The 18,402-nt window shown below is 45.6% G+C and carries 14 protein-coding genes; 2 read left to right on the top strand and 12 right to left on the bottom strand.

All coding sequences use genetic code 11. The annotated features are described in order from the left end of the window. Positions 1 to 6: 6 nt before the first annotated feature. From B7P33_RS00670 to B7P33_RS00655, 4 genes are all read right to left on the bottom strand, one after another. Positions 7 to 1,275: a Gfo/Idh/MocA family oxidoreductase gene (locus B7P33_RS00670; protein WP_097440045.1), complete on the bottom strand. Its 1,269-nt coding sequence runs from the start codon at positions 1,273 to 1,275 to the stop codon at positions 7 to 9. 152 nt (positions 1,276 to 1,427) lie between these two features. Beyond that, positions 1,428 to 3,644 (bottom strand): LamG-like jellyroll fold domain-containing protein, encoded by a 2,217-nt coding sequence (locus B7P33_RS00665; protein ID WP_141402358.1) that lies wholly within the window; start codon positions 3,642 to 3,644, stop codon positions 1,428 to 1,430. A gap of 161 nt (positions 3,645 to 3,805) precedes the next feature. After that, complete coding sequence (gene pckA / locus B7P33_RS00660) at positions 3,806 to 5,425, bottom strand: phosphoenolpyruvate carboxykinase (ATP) (RefSeq protein WP_097440043.1); 1,620 nt, start codon at positions 5,423 to 5,425, stop codon at positions 3,806 to 3,808. Between the two features lie 71 nt (positions 5,426 to 5,496). Then, positions 5,497 to 6,306: a universal stress protein gene (locus B7P33_RS00655; protein ID WP_097440042.1), complete on the bottom strand. Its 810-nt coding sequence runs from the start codon at positions 6,304 to 6,306 to the stop codon at positions 5,497 to 5,499. A 407-nt stretch (positions 6,307 to 6,713) separates the two neighbouring features. On the opposite strand from B7P33_RS00655, the gene B7P33_RS00645 reads away from it, so the two are divergent. Both B7P33_RS00645 and B7P33_RS00640 read left to right on the top strand, forming a co-directional pair. Beyond that, positions 6,714 to 7,391: an NUDIX hydrolase gene (locus tag B7P33_RS00645; RefSeq protein ID WP_172435817.1), complete on the top strand. Its 678-nt coding sequence runs from the start codon at positions 6,714 to 6,716 to the stop codon at positions 7,389 to 7,391. A 14-nt stretch (positions 7,392 to 7,405) separates the two neighbouring features. Beyond that, positions 7,406 to 9,619: a DUF7133 domain-containing protein gene (locus tag B7P33_RS00640; protein WP_097440039.1), complete on the top strand. Its 2,214-nt coding sequence runs from the start codon at positions 7,406 to 7,408 to the stop codon at positions 9,617 to 9,619. On the opposite strand, the gene B7P33_RS00635 is transcribed toward B7P33_RS00640, so the two are convergent. From B7P33_RS00635 to B7P33_RS00600, 8 genes are all read right to left on the bottom strand, one after another. After that, positions 9,616 to 10,959, bottom strand: a complete 1,344-nt coding sequence (locus tag B7P33_RS00635) for an alpha/beta hydrolase (protein WP_172435816.1) — start codon at positions 10,957 to 10,959, stop codon at positions 9,616 to 9,618. The two genes, B7P33_RS00640 and B7P33_RS00635, sit on opposite strands and share 4 nt — an antisense overlap. A gap of 209 nt (positions 10,960 to 11,168) precedes the next feature. Beyond that, the gene (locus B7P33_RS00630; protein ID WP_097440037.1) at positions 11,169 to 12,497 is read right to left on the bottom strand and encodes a Gfo/Idh/MocA family protein; all 1,329 of its coding nucleotides are present in this window, start codon (positions 12,495 to 12,497) and stop codon (positions 11,169 to 11,171) included. A gap of 6 nt (positions 12,498 to 12,503) precedes the next feature. Continuing rightward, a complete protein-coding gene (locus tag B7P33_RS00625) occupies positions 12,504 to 13,874 on the bottom strand; it encodes a 3-keto-disaccharide hydrolase (protein ID WP_097440036.1) in 1,371 nt (456 codons plus the stop codon). Between the two features lie 25 nt (positions 13,875 to 13,899). Beyond that, on the bottom strand, positions 13,900 to 15,195 hold the full coding sequence (locus tag B7P33_RS00620) for a TRAP transporter large permease (RefSeq protein ID WP_097440035.1): 1,296 nt from the start codon (positions 15,193 to 15,195) through the stop codon (positions 13,900 to 13,902). Continuing rightward, positions 15,195 to 15,659 carry a TRAP transporter small permease gene (locus B7P33_RS00615; protein WP_097440034.1) on the bottom strand — a complete coding sequence of 155 codons (465 nt, stop codon included), beginning with the start codon at positions 15,657 to 15,659 and terminating at the stop codon, positions 15,195 to 15,197. The genes B7P33_RS00620 and B7P33_RS00615 overlap by 1 nt, the downstream gene beginning before the upstream one ends. Continuing rightward, positions 15,659 to 16,636, bottom strand: coding sequence for a TRAP transporter substrate-binding protein (locus tag B7P33_RS00610; RefSeq protein WP_097440033.1), 978 nt, complete (start codon positions 16,634 to 16,636; stop codon positions 15,659 to 15,661). The genes B7P33_RS00615 and B7P33_RS00610 overlap by 1 nt, the downstream gene beginning before the upstream one ends. Then, the gene (locus B7P33_RS00605) at positions 16,633 to 17,304 is read right to left on the bottom strand and encodes a bifunctional 4-hydroxy-2-oxoglutarate aldolase/2-dehydro-3-deoxy-phosphogluconate aldolase (protein ID WP_097440032.1); all 672 of its coding nucleotides are present in this window, start codon (positions 17,302 to 17,304) and stop codon (positions 16,633 to 16,635) included. Before B7P33_RS00605 ends, B7P33_RS00610 begins: the two co-directional genes overlap by 4 nt. 12 nt (positions 17,305 to 17,316) lie before the next feature. After that, complete coding sequence (locus tag B7P33_RS00600) at positions 17,317 to 18,357, bottom strand: sugar kinase (protein WP_097440031.1); 1,041 nt, start codon at positions 18,355 to 18,357, stop codon at positions 17,317 to 17,319. Between the last annotated feature and the right edge of the window lie 45 nt (positions 18,358 to 18,402).

Raw genomic sequence — 18,402 nt, 5'->3', positions numbered from 1 at the left:
AGTGAATTAGTTGGCCCAGCTGGTACGCATAGGTTGATCGATCAATCGGTTGGCTTCTTCATCATTGATGAATTCTTGTTTTACCGGGTCAAACTCCAAGGTCCTTCCCAAGCGGAGTGCGATTACCCCCATATTGACAATGGTACAGGAACGATGACCGTTTTCTTCATTCAGGGCGAACTTTTTACGGGTACGAACCGATTCGGAGAATGAGGTAATCTGTTCTTCCGGATCCGGAAGGCTATTGATCAATCCTTCTAAATTGGGTATGGTCGATTTAAAACCGTTATAAATTTTTCCGTTGGGGCCTTCGAGATAGGCCGCCTTTTTATCGGCATTTGCACCATCGAGAATTATTTGGCAGCCATCGGCATAGGTATAGGTGATTTTACGCCAAGTACCCACGGCATCGTAATGCTGTTGTGGGGCATCTACTTCAACTTTAACGGGACTGGTATTGTCCTTGCCCAAGAAATATTGCACGGGGTCTAGATAATGCTGCCCCATATCGCCAAGTCCGCCACCATCATAGTCCCAATAGCCCCTAAAGGTAGAATGTACCCGATGCGGGTTATAGGGTTTTTCGGGGGCCGGGCCCAACCACATATTATAATCGAGTTCTTGGGGAACGGGTTGGGGCGCCAAGTTTTCTTTGCCCACCCAATAGAATTTCCAGTTAAAACCGGTGACACCGCTAACAGTTACTTTAAGGGGCCATCCCAGAACACCACTGTCTACTACCTTTTTTAGTTTTTTGACGGGTGTGCCCAAGCCGTAGAAATTACTGCGGAAGCGGAACCAAGTATTTAAACGGAACATTTTACCGTGTAACTTCATCGCTTCCATCACACGTTTTCCTTCACCTATGGTACGCGTCATGGGTTTTTCGCACCATACATCTTTCCCGGCCTCAGCGGCCATGATCGACATAAGCCCGTGCCAATGGGGTGGTGTGCATATATGAACGATATCGACATCTTTATTGAGTAGCAGCTCCCTAAAATCGGTATAGGTCTCTACTTGGGCGCCAACCTTGGCACTGGTACTGGCCAAATGGTTGCGATCTACGTCACAAATCGCCAATAATCTTGTGCCTTCTTTGTTGATGTGGGTCTGGCCAATGCCCCCGCAACCGATAATGGCCTTGGTCAGTTGATCACTTGGGGCCAAAAATCCGGGCCCGCCTAGAACATGTCTTGGAATAATGGAGATACCTGCCGCGGCCACAACCGATTTGGTCAAGAAACTCCGCCTACCTTTATTGTCGATACTCATATAGGAATGCTGTTTTGGTTTGTAATGCAAATAGGGATACAAATAAAACAGTCGGCGGATAAATTATGGGGTAATGTATGGGGTAAGTTCTAAAATATTTTCAATAAAACACATAAATTGACTTCATTTGTTTTAGTTGTCAAAATACTGTTTTAGAGGTTTTTAGAGGTGTTTTTGTGGGAAAGGTGCTCCATGGGCGTTTGGTAATCGGTGCCATAAAGGCTTTTATAGAGGCTACAATAGCTTTGGTAAACTTTTAAGGCCATGCTGTGCTTGCCCTGGCTATGTAATACCTGTAGTTTAAGTCGAAGGGCTTCCTCATTAAGATCGTCGTACTGATAAATGATTTCCGCGATTTTGTACAAGGTCTCCCCTTGTGTTTCCAGCCTTAGACTTTGCGCAAGTTTTAGCCCGTTTTCAATGACCCAATTGCCGATATGTTCTTTTTGGTTCTCAAGCCAAAATAGGGTTTCATTGGAGAGAAATACCCCATGGGCCAAATAGACCGTCACTCTTTCCACAAGATCCCGGTTCTGCAATAGCTTCGGAGCCTTGGCAAAGGCTTGGAACAATCGACGGACCTCGGCCAGATCACATTGGGAGGGGGCTCCGATTTCCATAACCCAAAGTTTGTTTTTAAAAACCAATTCAATTTGGTCGCAATCGATTAAGAGCTGCCTAAGATTTTGAATATTGGTACCCCGTGTATTTTTGGCCTTGGCCGGGGAAAGCCCTGGCCAGATGATCTCGGTGAGTTTTTTGGTAGAAATACCTTTACCGGACGATTCGCTATGCAAGAGTACCACAAGGAATATTTGTTTGAGCATGGGCGAGAAACGGGAGGCGATATCATTTCCGTCGCGATCGAAAAGACTGAAGCGACCAAATAAACGGATGTGGTTTTTGGGGCTGTCCTCCAGGTGTATTTGGGTCAGGGTAAAATCAGGGATGGCCTTAGCTACAATATCCGTTCGGTTTCGTTTCCATAAAAAGTAAAACAAGGCAATCGGCAATAAAGACAAAAGTAACCACCAAAGGGAAATCCCATTATCTACTGGGCTTGGTTGTAATGCGTTAGGTTGCAAGTGTAATGCGCCAACATCCGATTCGTCGAGTTCGCGGTCCCAAATATAGATGTCTTTGATCTGCCCTATAAAGTATTCCTCCCAAAGGTTGCTACCCATCATCAGGTTGTAATCAGATCCCTCAAAATCTGCTTTTAGGGTTATGCTCTCGGTAAGTTTACCGTTGACGAAAAAACGGATCTCGCGCCTCGATTCACTGAGGACCAAACCTACTTGACTCCATTCGTTAAGCGGGATCGGGGATTGAAAGGATTGGTAATCTTTTACCCCCGGGACCGTGAAGGTAAGGTAGCCTTGATGCAATTTGAGTACAAAATTGTTGCCCTTGCCAAGAATGCTATTTCGATCACTGTATTGGGTGGGTTTTATACGGGCGATAATAGAAAAGCTCGATCGGAGGGCCAAACGGCTCTCCAGACCGGCATCGATATAGGCGCCTTTGTCGTAATTACCGACCAATCCCAAACTATCGTCTTCCGTAAAGTGCACACGATTGTTTATGGCACCTTGGGCACGGATATCATCTTTATTTGTAAAACCGAAGCGATGGGAGAGACCATAGGCCAAGGGTATTTTAAAACCTTCAAAAGTCTTTGGGCGCGTTTTGTTCTCGAATGTGATATTTACGATGTCAGGCGAAAAATAGTAGCCTGCTTTTTGGGGTATAAGCTCAGGTGCGGCCGAACCCCGATCCATCGGAAGACAGAAATAGCCCCCCACAGTACTGTTTTCAAAATATTTGAAATGTACATCGAAAATTGCGACCCCTTGTTCATGGACCAAACCGGCCACCTTTGGGGTACGGTTCAGTTTTTCAACGATTTCGAAACTTGCTTCCGGATTTTCAGGATCAAATGGGATCAAGTTGGGCATACGGCCCCGTTTTTTCCAATGGGTCATCAATGCTTTCCATGCTTGGGTTCTTGGTTCTTGGGGTAAGACCGATAGTTTTACTTGGTCTAATTGGGCGTCGCTCCAAAAATCTATCTGATCGGTTTCCTCTAGTCCAATAAAGATTAAGCCCGTTTTGGTATGTGGCGGTCTTAATGGTTTTCCGATCAGAAGCAAGGTGTCCACTTGGTATAGGTCCCTTATCTTCTGGTATGATTCCGATACCGAACTCGATTCTAGGGCCAGTGGGGGCAGGTATTGTTGTACAAGCCGATCGAATTCAGGGTTGGCCTCGGTTGAAGCCAGGTATAGATAGGCCGTTGAAAAGATTTTTCGCTGTTGGGTTTCGTCCAATTCGGAAAAGGTCTGGGCTACTAGCGGCGTCAAGGACATGGCCCATAATAGGAAGGCCGATAAAAAGCAGGGAAAAAATCGCAATACCAAAAAATTAGACTAGCTACAAACTTAGCAAATAAAGTTTGGGTTAAAAATTGAAAAGGCCGCTACCGGGGGAGGAGAGCGACCTTTTCAGGGTTGAATTGGTAAGTTAGTCCTTATACATGGTCATCCAATCCGTGGTGTGAATCGATTAGTGGCCCACCGTTCAAGATTTCTTCAGAAGCCTCGCTGGCAAATTTGTCAAAATTGATGTGGAAGGCATGGGCCAATTGTATGGCCTTACTGATATAACCTCCTTTTTGTAGCCAAGTATTCATCGGATCCAAGATTTCCATAGGCACACCGGGTACATATTTTGGCATGTTCAAGCCAAAAATGGGGTGTTCTTGGTATTCTACATCATCCAATTGGCCTTTGAGGATTGCCGTGATCATGGCACGGGTATATTTCAGTTTTATCCTAGAACCAACACCGTAGGGGCCACCGCTCCATCCGGTATTGATCAGCCAAACATTTACCCCGGCCTCCTGCATTTTTTTACTGAGCATTTCGGCATAAACCGTAGGGTGCAATGGCATAAAAGGCTCCCCGAAACAAGCTGAGAACGAAGGTACGGGCTCATTGATTCCGGCTTCAGTACCGGCCACTTTGGCCGTATAGCCCGAAATAAAGTGGTAAGCGGCCTGGCCCGGATTCAGTTTGGAAACGGGTGGCAATACCCCAAAGGCATCACAGGTAAGGAAGAATATGTTTTTGATATTCTCGGCATACTGTGGCATTTGAATGTTGTCGATATGGTTTATCGGATAACTCACCCGGGTATTTTGGGTAATGGTGCTATCGAAATAATCGACCTCCTTGGTACCTTCCTTGAAAACGATGTTCTCCAACAAGGCACCGGGTCTAATGGCCCTATAAATATCCGGTTCTTTTTCTTCGGTAAGGTCTATGGCCTTGGCATAACAACCGCCTTCAAAGTTGAAAATGGTGTTTTCTGGGGTCCAACCGTGCTCATCGTCCCCGATAAGTTTACGGTTAGGGTCGGCGGAAAGCGTGGTTTTACCAGTACCGGAAAGACCAAAGAAAATAGCGGTGTCGCCAAACTCGCCTACATTGGCCGAACAGTGCATGGGCAATACGTTCTTTTCTACGGGTAATATAAGGTTAAGGGCAGAGAAGATGCCTTTTTTCATCTCCCCGGTATAGGCAGAACCTCCTACCAAGGCGATTTTTTTGGTAAAGTTCAAAATGGAGAAGTTACCGGCGATAATACCTACGGCTTGTGGGTCTGGGGCTTCATATCCTGGGGCACAAAGCACCAGCCATTCTTCCTCAAAATTTTCCAGTTGCTTTTCGTTTAAGCGTAGGAACATGTTTTTGATGAAGTAGTTGGACCAGGGGTATTCGGTAATGGTACGTACGTTCATGGTATAGTTGGGATCGGCACAGACGGCGGCATCCCTTACATATATTTCCTTACCGCTTAGGTATTTTACGATTTCTTCCTGAAGGATGTCAAAATTTTCTGGGGATATCGGTTTGTTGATACGTCCCCACCATACACGATCCTTAGTGTAATCGTCTTTTACCAAAAAGCGATCTTTTGGCGAACGTCCGGTAAATTTTCCGGTGTTTATGGCCAAGGTCCCATTATCGGTCTCGGTTCCCAGTCCTAGTTCGATGGTTTTCTTCTGCAGGTCTTCGGCACTCATGTTCCAATGGGCATTGGCGTCTTTGATACCGTACTTTTCAAGTGAGATGGTTTCCGTAATCATGTTTTCGCAATTATGGGTTTGTTTTTAATACTGTCTATGTTTTTATTAGTAGGCCGTTAGGGCCTTTAGGTTCAATCAAGGGCCAAAACCGGAATTCTTGAATGAATGGTCAAAAGTGCTGTAAGTTTCCCCTTGGAGGCTTTGCCCCTGTGCAGGTGGTTTCTGGGTAGTATCGATAAGATATCTATATCATGTTCTTTGATGTAGCGCTGTATCTCTTCTTCCAAATCCGTACTTTTTTTATAGGTATGTGCCTCATAAAAATGCTCTAAATAGTACTCCAAGGTAGATTCGTTTTTTGCATCAATCTGTCTTTCTTCCGCATCGTGGAAAATCTGGTCCGGATAAACCGTGAGTACATATAGTTTGGCATTAAAGTGCCTTACTACCTCCAAAAGGGTCAGCAATAGGTTTTTGTCCTCAATTTCTTCATGTCCCAACACCAAGGCGATCTTTTTCGGTTCTTGGTCTTCCCTATGGCAGATCAACGGAATACTGAGTACCGGGCAATCGGCCTCCAAGACCAAGTGCGAGGTACGTGTGGCCAATACGGCGCCGTAATCCATATCGCCCCGGGTACCCATAATAACCAAATTTGAGTTCCATTTTTTTTGGTTGTCCAATACCCGCTCGGTCAAATCGCCATAATCAAAATGTAGACTGGGTTTCTTTTTTAGAGGGTTTAGATGGGGTTCCAAAAACTTTTGAAAGTCCTCTTGATAATCATTCATTAGGGTTTCATTGATCTTACGGTCAAGTACCATTAAGGCCCTAATATTTACATCCTCGTCCCTGTTTATGTAGTTCAAGGCATAAACCAATGCTTTTTTGGAACTGGGCATGAAATTGAACGGAATCAATATTTCTTTTATAGTGTTCATAGGCGGTGGTTTTAAGGGGTTTGCGACACCGATATCGTAGGTTTTTACCTTGATGATCAGTGTATTGTAAAGTTAGGCCGAGAGGGGCAGGAAAGATATGACCAAAGTCATGTTTTGACCGTTCTGACGAATCTGTATCGCTTCTTCTTTTTTCTTGAAAATCGTTGAAACCGAAAACGATTGCGACTATTTTTTGGTTTTTAGGAAATGGTTTTCGCCACTGTTTTTTTGCATATATCTGCATACCGATTTTGGGGAAGTAATGGTGTATTCGAGATATTTTTACCCTATACAAGCCGATTTTGTAAAACAATGGGGCCTCTTTTTTGGTGTCCGGGATAATGTGTGTATTTTACGCAGGTAAACACGATAGGCCGCCTATCGTTTTCGCGATAAAAAGAATAGAAGTGACGGAAAAGTTAATAACCCCGACCGTAGTATCGGACTCCTATGAGGTTTCCATTACCGTAGACTGTGCGGTTTTCGGTTTCCATGAAGGGGTTTTAAAAGTGTTGTTGGTCAAACGATCTATAGCGCCCTATAAAGACCATTGGCTGTTGCCAGGTGGTATAATGGAAAAGGACCAGACCTTGGAAGAGGCCGTGAATCAGGTATTGTACCATCTTACGGGCATGTCCGATATACATCAAGAACAGGTTAAGATATACAGTAAGGTAGACCGCCACCCGGCCAAACGTGTGGTTACCGTTTGTTTTTACGCATTGGTTAAGCCAGAGAACCATCCGGTAATTGCCAAGAACCATATATCTGAAGTGGCCTGGTTTCCAATAAACGAACCCTTGCCTTCCTTGGCTTTTGATCATGCCACTTTGTTTTCCGATGCCCATGAGACTTTAAAACAAAACCTGAAAAGGCGTTTGTTGTTCGGTGAATTATTGGCCGATGCCTTCACCTTAAAAGAATTGCAGGATCTTTACGAGAGTATTCTTAATGAACAGTTGGATCGTCGTAATTTTAGAAAAAAAATGATGCAACTGGATCTTTTGGAAGCTACGGGTGAAAAAAAGATTGGAGTTCGGGGAGGCCCTGAATTGTATCGAATAAAGAAGCAGTCTCGATCCTAAGTGATGTTTTTCCTATGAAATATGTAGTAGGTGCTTTGGCACTGATAATACTGTGGGGTTGTGCCACGGATTACAAAGAGACCCAAGTTTCCTTGGAGCCCTATTCTTTGGCCGATGGTTTTGAGTTGAGCGTTTTAGCGGCCGAACCCTTGTTGGATACCCCAGTGGCCATGGACTTCGACGATCAAGGACGAATGTGGGTGGCAGAGATGACCGGTTTTATGGAGAACCTGGAAAGCTCTACCGAAGAAAACCCCAGTGGTGCCATAAAAATTCTGGAAGACCGCGATGGCGATGGGGTCATGGATCATGCCAAGGTTTTTTTGGATAGTTTAGTCATGCCACGTGCCTTGGCCCATGTTTATGGTGGGTTATTGTATGCCGAGCCCCCAAGATTATGGTTCGTAGAGATCGAGAACGACCAACCCAAGAATCGAGTGCTGGTAGATGCTGAATATGCCCCGGAAGGAAATCCGGAACATCAGCCCAATGGTCTGGTCTTGAATATAGACAACTGGATCTATAGTGCTAAAAGTAACTACCGCTACCAGAGAAAAGATGGGGAATGGCTTAAAGAACCCACCTCCCATAGGGGGCAATGGGGCATAGCCCAAGACGATTTTGGCCGTCTCTACTACAATAACAACTCCAAGATATTATTGGGCGATTATATGTTGCCCAATGTTTTGGTGCGTAACCGGCATTTTGCACCCAAACACGGTATAGGAGAGGTGCTAACCGAGACCCAACGCGTATTTCCCAAACATGCGGCTTCGGTCAACCGGGGTTATATCCCGGGAGTGTTAAATGCCGACAGTCTGTTGCAAAAAGTAACCGCGGCCTGTGGGCCAACCATTTATAGGGGCGGGGTGTTTCCAGAGGGCTATGCCCAAAATGCCTTTAGTTGTATTCCCGAGGCTAATTTGATAAAACGTACCGTATTGGGCTTTCATGGGGATAGTATTTCGGCAGGTTTTGCTTGGCCCGATAAAGAGTTTTTGGCTTCTACCGATGAAGGATTTCGGCCGGTAAACCTAAACAACGGCCCCGATGGGGCGCTTTATATAGTAGACATGCATAGGGGGGTAATACAACACCATGCCTATTTGAGTCCGTATTTACGCGAACGTTCCAAAGAAAAAGGCTTGGATACTATAATCGATTACGGCCGTATTTTAAGGGTTCAGGCCAAAGGGGCGATTACGGCCCCAATTCCCGATTTTTCGGACATGGCCTCGTCTGAATTGGTTGAGTTGTTGGGCCATGCCAATGGTTGGGTCCATGATAGGGCCCAACGGCATTTGATTCTTCGGAATGACCAAGATATAATCGGGACCCTTAACGGATTATTGCGCTCAGATACAGAGGATAAGGCGAAATTACACGCCCTGTATACTTTAAAGGGTATGGGGGAATTAGAACTGAATAGCCTTCTTAAAGTTTTAGATAATCAGGATGCTGAGTTGGTGGCTGCGGCCATTCATGCCTTGGAAGGATTTGTTGATAGTAATTCAAGTTCAGGGGTCTTTGCCGCTTATTCAAAGCTTTCATCTAAAGCTCAGCCCACTATTGATTTGTATTTGGCTTCCACCATGGCCCGATGGGCCCATATTGATGCCCGATTCTATGAGCTTGTTGGCGTACTGTTACATCGATATGAAGGGCGTCCATTATATCGCGAAGCCTTTTTTAGTGGCCTGGAAGTGCCTTTGGAAACGGATAGACTACAAACATTGGAGTTGGCTGAAGGGTTTTATGTCCAATATCAAAAAGTGTTGGCTTCTCAAGAAATGGCCTGGTTAAACCCCATTTACAGAAAAAAGTCACATACTATGGATTCCCGTACCCGGGGATCTTTATTATACAGTAAAATCTGTAGCGCCTGTCATGGTAGTACCGGGGCCGGTATAGCCCAAATGGCTCCGCCCTTACTCGATTCTGAATATGTATCTGGGGATACCGAACGGTTGGCCAAGGTACTTTTACATGGCCTTTCTGGGCCGGTTACCGTAAACGGCACTACTTATGAATACGGACATGTAATGCCCGGGCTGCGCGACAATCCGGAAATATCCGATGCCGATATCAATGCGTTATTGTCTTTTGTGACCAACGCCTTTTCCGATGGGGGCAAAGGCTTGTCCACCGAAAAGATAAAAGAAATCAGGGCTACCTTACCAAAAAGTGGAGGGGAGTATACCGAGGAGGAGTTGAACGGGGTGGATTAAGGGTTTTGGCGTTCTAAATCCCATGGTATAGGTGCCACTTTTGAGCTACAATCCATATTGGGTTTTTGAAAAGGGGAATCGATGAAATCGGTTATGATTTGGGTGAGACAGGGGTTGGAGAAATGATGACTTTCGTTTTCGAACACCACGGCATAGCCATTTACCAAATGTTTTTGTGTGCTAAGCGCATCAAATGGTGGGGTTGCAGGATCAAATTCACCTGATATCAATAAGGTTGGAATATCCGAAACCACGGCTTCATTCTCTATTGGAGCTGCTCGATATGGGTGCCAGTCGGCGATGATTTCATAAAAAGGAAGGGTCGAAGCATAAGCATTTTTAAAATGTGCGTTTTTTATAGCTTCATCTATTTTTTCCATAGGACTAAAAGGGAATTCTTCGTAGGCCATAACGGAATAATGCATAGCGATATTAACCATTCCAATGAATGGCTCATATCCTTGTAAACTATGAACTATGGGTTTGGTGTCCTTGTTTTCGAGAGCTTCTATAAAGGAGGGAATTTGACCTATGGTACGGCGGTCATACAGTTGAAGGATAATTAGGGAGAAGGCATCGTGAGCATTCAACACGAAATCATTTCCCTTATATTTCAAATGCCAAGGGGTTTCATCCAATGTTGTCAAGACTGTCTTTAAACGGTTTTTTAAATCGGGAAATCTTGAATGACAGTTCGGGTTCGATGTACAGTTTTCAAATACTAAGTCTAAAGATCGTTCAATATTCAATACTTTACTGGCAAGATCACCCGATTCTATGGGTAGCACACCTGCAAATACGGCACTACGGATACCACCTGGAAAATCACGCATAAAGGTCAGACCCAGTCTGGTTCCGTACGATGAACCGTGTATATTCCATGCTTCGTATCCCAATGATTTTCGAAGATCTTCAAAATCAGCTGCATTTTCCCGGCTATTATAGCCGGCTAGATCCACATTGTTATTTTCAGCATACTTTTTGCAAGATGCCAACAGGGCCTGTGTAGCTTTCACATTTTCGGTCAAATTGAGGTTTTGACGCATAAGCTCAAATACAGACTGACCCAAATCAGTACATATGGCACTAGATTCCCCGGTACCGCGTTGATCCATTAAAACAATATCACGATCCTTTCGTAAGGGATGTTCTAAAAAGTATTTTTCCATAATCAAGGTAGCACCGCCGGGGCCACCCTGTAAATAGACTATAGGAGCTTTTAAGGAGTCGGGTGATAGGGCTTTTAATACCTTATACTTTAAAAATAAACTTCTTGAATTTGGGTCATTCCGATTTTCAGGAACCTCGAGTGTGCCTTCTACTATGGAATCGCTTGACATTTGATAGCATGATAGGAGGGAAAAGGCGAAAAATATGAAAAGGAATGGACGCATTAGTTTGTAAGGTTGTTGGTTTGGGACTAAGATATGTAAATAATATCCAGAGTATTTTGGTGGCAAGGCCCTAAGTTGTAAAAGAGAAAACTCAAAATCAAAAAAAAAACCGAACCTCAAAGAGATTCGGTTTAGTTGTTGTGTTGTATGGCAACTTATAATTTTGGTTCCCAGCCGGGTTCGTATTCCCGTTTCCAGAAACTCATGGCCTCGTCATCATCAAAAATTTCCCCGTTTTTAGGGTTGATGTTCAAGGTACGGCCCAAATCTTGTGAAATGGTACCTAAATGGCAGTGCATAGATGAAATGGCGCCATCGGCAATTGGGGCGTTCAACTTAGTTCCCATACGAATGCCATCGAAGAAGTTCTGGATGTGGTAGGTGGTCAAAATACCACCACCAACTTTATCTACGGTACCACTTTTGGCGGCTTCGGTAACTTCCTTGATCTGTTTACCACCTAGGTCGAACAGACGATATTCGTTTCGGCTTAGGGTCATAACCCCCTTGCTACCGTAAATGGTAATGCCACGCCCGGGTTGGTTGGGCTGCATTTTACCACGGCTATGGCCGTTCCAGGTTATGAATTTACCATCGTCGTATGTGAAAACCGCATGGGTATTGTCGGCATACTCCCAATCGTCGTCATAGGTGTATTTGCCACCAAAGGCCGATACGGTTTTCGGAATATCGACCCCAAGGGCCCAACGGCATACATCGATCTCGTGGGTACCATTATTGTGTATCTCACCGGTACCCCAAGTGCGGAACCAGTGCCAGTTGTAGGGGTGTATGTTATCTCGGTACTCCTCTCTAGGTGCCGGACCTTGAAAAAGTTCCCAATCCAAATAATCGGGAACGGGAACCACCTTACCTTTTCCTATGGACTCGCGGTTACTGTTGTAATAGGCCTCGCCTTTATAAACGTCGCCTATTACCCCTTCACGGATTTCTTGAATAGCCTGAATGGACGATTTACCCGAACGTTGCTGGTTACCCATTTGGCATACCATACCGGTCTTCTTTTGCACCTTTACGATCAAATCGTTCTCGAACAGGTTATGGCTACAAGGCTTTTCTACATATACGTGTTTACCGGCCTGCATACCGGCAATGGCCATGGGCGCATGCCAGTGTTCTGGGGTCACCACGAAAATGGCATCGATGTCCTTATCGTCCAATACCTTGCGGAAATCGGTTTCGTTTTTGGGTACGTAACCGATGTTTTTCTCGCACCAGGCGTTGTGTTCCTTTAAGATATTTTTGTCGACATCGACACTGTACTTGATCTTGACGTTCTTGATTTGGTTGATGCTCGAGATCAAACCTTTGGCGCGACTCCTTACCCCGATTACGGCGACTTGTAATTTGTCACTGGCTCCCAATACATTACCTAATACACTGTTGGGCATTAGTAGACTTCCCGCAGCAAGGCCTACGCTTCCGGCGGCCGTCTTTTTGATAAAATTCCTTCTATTGTCCATAATACCTTATTTCAATTCTTTGATTTTTATATTTCGGAAGCTAACCAGATCACCATGATCCTGTAATAGGATGTTCCCTTCGTCGGCCTCACCGAATTTGGGCCATTTTACATATTTACTTTCCGATACCAGTTTGCGGTATTCGTCGCTCCTACGCTCGTATTCCAAAACCTTTTTACCATTTAACCAATGCTCTACGTGGTTGTCCTTGGATTTGATATGTGCCTCGTTCCATTCCCCAATTGGGTTCATGTGCTTGGAAGTATCGGCTTGGATCAAGTCGTACAAAGAAGCCACGGTACGGCTACCTTCGTGGTTACCTTGTTTGGCATCCGGATGCTTGGCATCGTCCAAGATTTGGAATTCCAATCCTATGGAAGATCCTTTACCTTGGTTCAAATCGGTGTTTACATAGTACTTGATACCTGAATTGGCCCCTTCGGTAATCTTAAACTCCAATTTCAATTCAAAATCGCTATAACGTTTATCGGTAACTATATCCCCACCGGCTTCCGATTCGGCACCGCCTGAAGCGAGTACCGATAATTCGCCGTTTTCAATTTTCCAACCTTGTTTTGGAAAATGATCCAGTTTGGCGCCACGCCAACCTTGGGTGCTTTCGCCATCCCATAGCATTTTCCAACCACTACCTTTTTCGCCTGGAGTAAGGTTATTTAATGTTACGATAGGCGTCAAAGGCGATTTTTTACTGTACTTGTCCAAATCCTTGGTCAAGATGTTTACGTTACGCCATTTGATCTCGGTTCCGGCCTTTTTGTTCTTACCGATACTGTGTACCTGTAGACCAATATAACCTTCTGCGGTACGGTCATCGATCAAATAAGAAGCGGGTACCCCGTTGATCCAAGTTTTAAGGGTGTCGCCGATAGCTTCAATACGATAGTGGTTCCACTCATTTTGTTTAAAGGCGTTACGGGCGGCTTCGTTATTTTCCAAATTATTCAACCAACCCCTACGGGCCTCGTCATAAATACCGGCACTCCACGATCTTTTTGAAGGATCTATTTCAACCTGGTAGCCATGAAAACGACCGTCGCGATAATGTGGTAAACTGTTCGAGCGGATCTGGATACCGGAGTTCATGGTAGAGTCTACCAAATACTCAAGTTCCAAGATAAAATCGCCATATTTTTTAGAACTGGTCAAAAAGGTGTTGGGTGTATTGTGTTTGGTAATACCAACAATGGCACCATCTTCCACTTTGTAATCGGCCTCACCACCTACTTTTCCCCATTCTGCAATTTGTTTGCCGTCGAATAAGGGCTCCCAAGGGGTGGTGTCCTTGGGTTGGTCTTGGCAGGAAATCAGGCTTAAAGCCGGCAATAATCCTAGCGCTAAAAGTTTAGTAAACTTCATTTTGTTTGATTTTAGAGTAACGTGATTATAGATCGAATAATTCCGGTAACCATAAGGTCAATTGCGGAATATAGGTTATTAAAAACAGGGCCAGTATCATCACCAAAAACAAGGGAATCAAGGGTTTGATTACCTTTTGGATGGAGGTTTTGGCCACCCCGACACCAACGAACAGTACCGAGCCCACCGGCGGGGTACAAAGTCCGATACAGAGGTTAAGCACCATAATGATACCGAAATGGATAGGGTCCATGCCCAATTTGGTCACCACCGGAAGGAAAATGGGGGTGAAGATCAAAACGGCTGGGGTCATATCCATAAATATCCCTACAAAAAGTAGGATTAGGTTAATGATCAACAGGATTACGATTTTATTATCGCTAATACCCAATAATACATCGCTGGTTGCCTGCGGAATGTTCTCGTAAGACATCATCCATGACATACTGATGGATGCCGCAATCAGCAACATAACCACGGCCGTGGTAGCCGACGAATCCAGGAGGATCTGGGGCAGGGTCTTAAAACTGATTTCCTTATAGGCAAAACCGAGTACTACCGTATACAAAACCGCAATGGCCGAAGCCTCGGTAGCGGTGAAAATACCACCTACGATACCTCCGATTACGATAACCAACAGTAATAAACTGGGAACAGCATCGATAAAGGTTTTAACCACTTGTGAAAAGTTGGAACGCTCACCACGTTTGTAGCCTTTTTTCTTGGCCCAAACCATGGCTACGATCATTAAGAACAATCCGGTGAGTATGCCAGGGATATATCCGGCCAAGAATAGAGCAGCGATCGAAACCCCGCCACTGGCCAAGGAATACACGATCAAAACATTGGAAGGCGGTATAACCAAACCGGTAGTAGCCGAAGTAATATTTACGGCGGCCCCGAATTCACGGCTATAACCATCCTTTTCCATTTCAGGGCCCAAAATAGAGCCCATGGCAGAGGCAGAGGCCATGGCAGAGCCCGCGATGGCACCCATAAGCATGGCCGCGATTACATTGATCAAAGCCAAACCACCGGGTAACGAACCTACCAAGGTTTTGGCAAAGGCGATCAGGCGGTGTGCCATACCCCCTTTGTTCATAAGGTTTCCGGCCAAAATAAAGAACGGAATGGCGAGTAAAGCAAAACTATCGAGTCCGGTACCCATACGTTGGGCAACGGTGGTAGCAGCAGGCATATAGGGTATGCTTACCAACATGGTCAAAATAGCGGATATGGAAATACTCCAGGCAACCGGGGTACCAATGGAAAGCAATCCGACGAAACTAAGTACTAAAACTAAAATTGGGATATATTCCATTAGGCGTTCGGTTTTAAAAGATCCGACATTTTATAATACACAATCAGAATCCCGCTTAGGGGGATAACGGCATACACATAAGCCAAAGGCAATTGCAGGGCGGGGGACTGTTGGCCCAAGATATAGGTGATATAGACCAGTCGGCCTCCGCCGATTACCATGACCAATAAGGCAAAGGCCATAACCAATAGCTGTACGGTAATATGCATGCGTTTTTGGGCCTTACCGCCCAGTTTTTGGGGTAAAACATCAATGGCGACATGCATATTCTTACCGGAAACATAGGCGGCACCCAAAATGCCCACCCAGATCATAAGGTAGCGCGCCAGTTCGTCTGTAAACGAGCTAGGGGTACCCAGTACGAAACGGGTAAATACCTGCCATAAAACGTTGAGTACCATAACCCCCATGATTACGATCAAAACCTTGGCCAATACGGAATCTAAAGTCTTTCGAAAATTCATTAGTCAATCTTTTGGATTTGTTCGATCAATTGGGCTATATCAGGATCGGTAACATAACTGTCGTATACCGTACTTACCTTTTCTGCAAAGGGGACTTTGTCAGGACGTAAAATGGTTACCCCCGCCTTTTCAACGGCTTCCAAAGCTTCGGTTTCGGCCTTGGCCCATAGTTCTCGTTGGTATACCACCGATTTTTTTACGGCTTCAGATAACCACTGTTGTTCTTGTGCGTTCAGGCGTTCCCACAATTGGGTGCCGGCCACCAAAACATCGGGTAGTACGGTGTGCTCGTCGAGGGTGTAGTATTTACATACCTCATAATGGCGTGAAAGGTAAAAACTAGGCGGATTGTTCTCGGCCCCGTCAACTACACCCTGTTGTAGCGAGGTGTACAGTTCACCCCAGGAAATGGGGGTAGGGGAGCCACCGAGGCTACTCACCATGTTCATGGCGGTAACACTTTCCATTACCCGGATTTTCATTCCCTTGAGGTCGTCAGGGGTGGTTACTTGCTTTTCCTTGGTATAGAAACTACGGCTTCCGGCATCGTAAAACCCGAGGCCTTTGAGCCAGTATTGTTCACCATCGTTCAGCAATGCTTGTCCGATTTTACCATCGAGTACCTCAAAGGCATGGGCGCGGTCCCTAAAGAGAAAGGGGAGTCCCAATACCTTCATTTTCGGTGCAAAATTCTCCATGACCCCGGCCGAGACCTTGGTCATGTCCAAACTTCCGATCTGTAAAAGTTCCAAACATTCCCTTTCGGTACCCAATTGTTGGTTCGGATAGATTTCTAGGGTTAGTTGCCCATCGGATAATCTATCAAGCTCTTCGCCCATTTCTACCATGGCCAAATGCACCGAATGGTTAACATCGAGTCCGTGGGCCAGTTTAATGGTTTTAGGGCCCGTGCCTTCCCCGCATCCGCTGAGGGCGAGAAGGAAAAATACAGCAACTATATAAGCGAGCCGTTTCATTGGCCCTTCAGTTTTTGGATAATGGCCAAACCATCGGCAACTTTTTGGGTAAGTTCAGCAAAACGTCCTTCGGCCACCAAATCTTTAGAAATCAGTTTAGAACCCATGCCTACACAGTACACGCCGGCATCGAACCAGGCCGAAAGGTTTTCTTCGGTTGGGGCCACACCGCCTGTGGGCATAATGTTGGTCCAGGGACATGGGCCGGTAATCGCTTTTACAAAGCTAGGACCATAAGTCCCCCCTGGGAATAGTTTTACCACTTCGCACCCCAATTCCTCGGCCTTGGCAATTTCGGTCAGGGAACCGCAACCGGGCGACCATAAAACCTTACGTCGGTTACAGACCAAGGCAATGTCACCGCGTAGCACGGGCGTTACCACAAAGTTAGCGCCCAATTGCATATACAAAGAGGCCGCAGCGGCGTCGGTAACCGAGCCTACCCCCATAATCATTCCGGGTAGTTCTTTGTTGGCATATTTTACCAGCTCACCAAATACTTCATGGGCAAAATCGCCCCGGCTGGTAAACTCCAATAATCGGGCCCCGCCGTCATAACAGGCCTTGACCACTTTTTTACAGGTGTCCAGGTCTGGGTGAAAGAACAGGGGTACCATACCCGTATCCTTCATAACCTGTGCCACCTCTAGTCTACTAAATTGTGCCATATTCAATATTGTTTATCGAGAGACCCTGCCCGAGGCATCACCTCCCATTAATTTTTCTACTTCGTCTATGGTTACCAAGTTGGCATCGCCTTTAATAGTGTGTTTTAGGCAAGAGGCTGCCACGGCAAAATCCAAGGCGTTTTGGTCGTCGTTCGGATAGGTAAGCAGGCCGTATATCAAGCCACCCATAAACGAATCCCCACCACCTACACGATCTACGATGTGGGTAATTTGGTATTGACGGGTATCGTACATTTTGTTGCCATCGTACAATACACCGGCCCAGGTATTATGCGAGGCCGAAATGGATCCGCGAAGGGTAGTGATCACTTTTTTGGCATTCGGGAATTTGGCCATCATCTGCTTGCAGACAGATAAGAAGGCTTCCGCTTTTACATGCTCCCCTTGTGTGGTTATGTCAAGTCCTTCAGGTTTGATGCCAAAATGCTTTTCGGCATCTTCCTCATTGCCTAAGATAATGTCGCAATAGGAGGTGAGTTCGGTCATGATCTTTTCACGATCCCCACCGTATTTCCAAAGTTTTTTACGGTAGTTCAAATCGGTGGAGATGGTGATGCCCATTTCACGGGCCACTTTTACGGCTTCTAAACAGGCATCGGCCGCACCTTGTGAGATGGCCGGGGTAATACCGGTCCAATGGAACCACTGGGCATCGGCAAATACGGTTTTCCAATCGATCATACCGGGTTGGATCTCGGCCATGGCCGAATGGGCCCTGTCATAAACCACCTTACTACCTCGGCTAACCGCTCCGGTTTCCAAGAAATAGATGCCCAAGCGATCGCCACCATAGGCAATATGGTCTACGCCAACCCCACGTTTGCGCATTTCCATCATGGCACATAGGCCTAAATCGTTTTCGGGCAATCGGGTAACGAAATCTACCGGGATGTTATAATTGGCCAAAGAGACGGCCACGTTAGACTCGCCCCCGCCATAGACCACATCGAACTGGTTGGCTTGAGAAAAGCGCGAAAAGCCCGGAGGCGATAGGCGCAACATAATCTCACCGAAGGTTACTACTTTTTTCATATTCCAATGTTTTTATAAATCGTATTGTCTTTTATTCGTTTTGAG

The sequence above is a fragment of the Sediminicola luteus genome (assembly GCF_002514735.1).
Taxonomy (GTDB): Bacteria; Bacteroidota; Bacteroidia; order Flavobacteriales; family Flavobacteriaceae; genus HQA918.
This window is presented reverse-complemented; position numbering and strand designations above follow the sequence as displayed.